This is a genomic window from Cellulomonas septica, from assembly GCF_012396155.1.
GTDB classification, from domain to species: Bacteria; Actinomycetota; Actinomycetes; order Actinomycetales; family Cellulomonadaceae; genus Cellulomonas; species Cellulomonas septica.
Window position 1 is genome coordinate 1 of the sequence record NZ_JAAXOY010000767.1, and the last position, 1,510, is coordinate 1,510.

Genomic DNA, 1,510 nt, shown 5'->3' on the forward strand with positions numbered 1-1,510 from the left:
CCAGGTCCGCACCGGCGGGCAGTGCCCGGACGCCGCGGGCCGACGCGAACTGCCCCGCCCGGCCGCTCGGCGAGTAGACGCGGACGTCGGTGCACCCGCGGGCCTTGAGCGCGGCGAGCGTCGCGCCGGCGTAGGAGCCGGTCCCGACGAGCACGCACGAGACCTCGGACCACGGCACGAGCCCGCGCTCGGCGATGTCGAGGGCGACGCCCACGACGGAACGCCCGGCGGCGCCGAGCCCGGTCTCGGACTCGACGGCACGGGACACGCGGGACGCGGCCTGGAAGAGCGACTCGAGGGCGGACGTCGTGGTGCCGTCGCGACGCGCGGTCGTCAGGGCGCGGCGGACCTGCCCGGCGATCTCGCGCTCGCCGACGACCATCGACTCGAGCCCGCTCGCGACGGCGAACAGGTGCTCGCCGGCCGCGGTGCCGGTGAGGGGGCGCAGGTGCGTGAGGACCTCGTCGGGGTCGTACCCGGAGCGGGTGGCGACGGCCTGCGACGCCGCGGCCAGGGCGGCGGGCGTCTGGTCGACGTCGCCGACCTCCAGGTACAGCTCGAACCGGTTGCACGTCGCGAGAACGACGGCACCGGTGACGGGGGTGGACGCGCGCACGAGCTCGCGACCCACGGCGTGCACGTCCGACGAGAGACGCTCCAGCACGGCGAGGTCGAGGTCGTGGTGACTGGCGACCAGGGACAGCAGCACCACGTCCCCGATTCAATCATCCCGACATTTGTCGGGCACAATCGAGGGGTGCCTCTTCCCGTCACACATCCCCTCGCCGACGGCCGCACCGCGCATTCTCCGCTGGTGCGCGCGTATTCCGGCGAGCGGCCCTCGCGGCGCCCCGTCTGGTTCATGCGCCAGGCGGGTCGGTCGCTGCCCGAGTACCGCGCGCTGCGGGCCGGGACGGCGATGCTCGACGCGTGCCTCGACCCGGAGATGGCGAGCGAGATCACGCTGCAGCCGGTGCGGCGGCACGACGTCGACGCGGCGATCGTCTTCTCGGACATCGTGGTGCCGCTGCGGCTCGCGGGTGTCGACGTGGAGATCAAGCCGGGCGTCGGCCCGGTCATGGGCGCACCGGTGCGCACGGCGGCGGACGTCGCGGCGCTGCGCGACCTCGGCCCGCTCACGACCGAGCGTCTGGCACCGGTGACCGAGGGTGTCGCACGCACCGTCGCGGGCCTGGGGAGCACGCCGCTGATCGGCTTCGCGGGTGCGCCGTTCACGCTCGCCGCGTACCTCGTCGAGGGCGGCCCGTCGCGCGACCACCTGGCTGCCCGGACGCTCATGCACGCGGACCCGGAGACGTGGACGGCGCTGACGGCCTGGGCGGCCGAGGTGACGGGCGCGTTCCTGCGGGCGCAGGTGCTCGCGGGCGCCAGCGCGGCCCAGCTCTTCGACTCGTGGGCGGGCTCGCTGAGCCTCGCCGACTACACCGCGCACGTCGCGCCCGCGTCGGCGCATGCGCTCTCCGCGATCGCCGACCTCGACGTCCGCCGC

The 1,510-nt window shown here is 75.2% G+C and carries 2 protein-coding genes; one reads left to right on the plus strand and one right to left on the minus strand.

Going from position 1 to position 1,510, the window contains the following annotated elements; genetic code table 11:
- Positions 1-712 (minus strand): glutamyl-tRNA reductase (locus HGA02_RS18965; RefSeq protein ID WP_168680898.1); only part of this gene is annotated, 712 nt, incomplete at its 3' end.
- Between the two features lie 45 nt (positions 713-757).
- Here HGA02_RS18965 and HGA02_RS18970 point away from each other — a divergent pair.
- Positions 758-1,510: uroporphyrinogen decarboxylase family protein (locus HGA02_RS18970; RefSeq protein ID WP_168680900.1), on the plus strand; the 753-nt coding region annotated here is incomplete at its 3' end.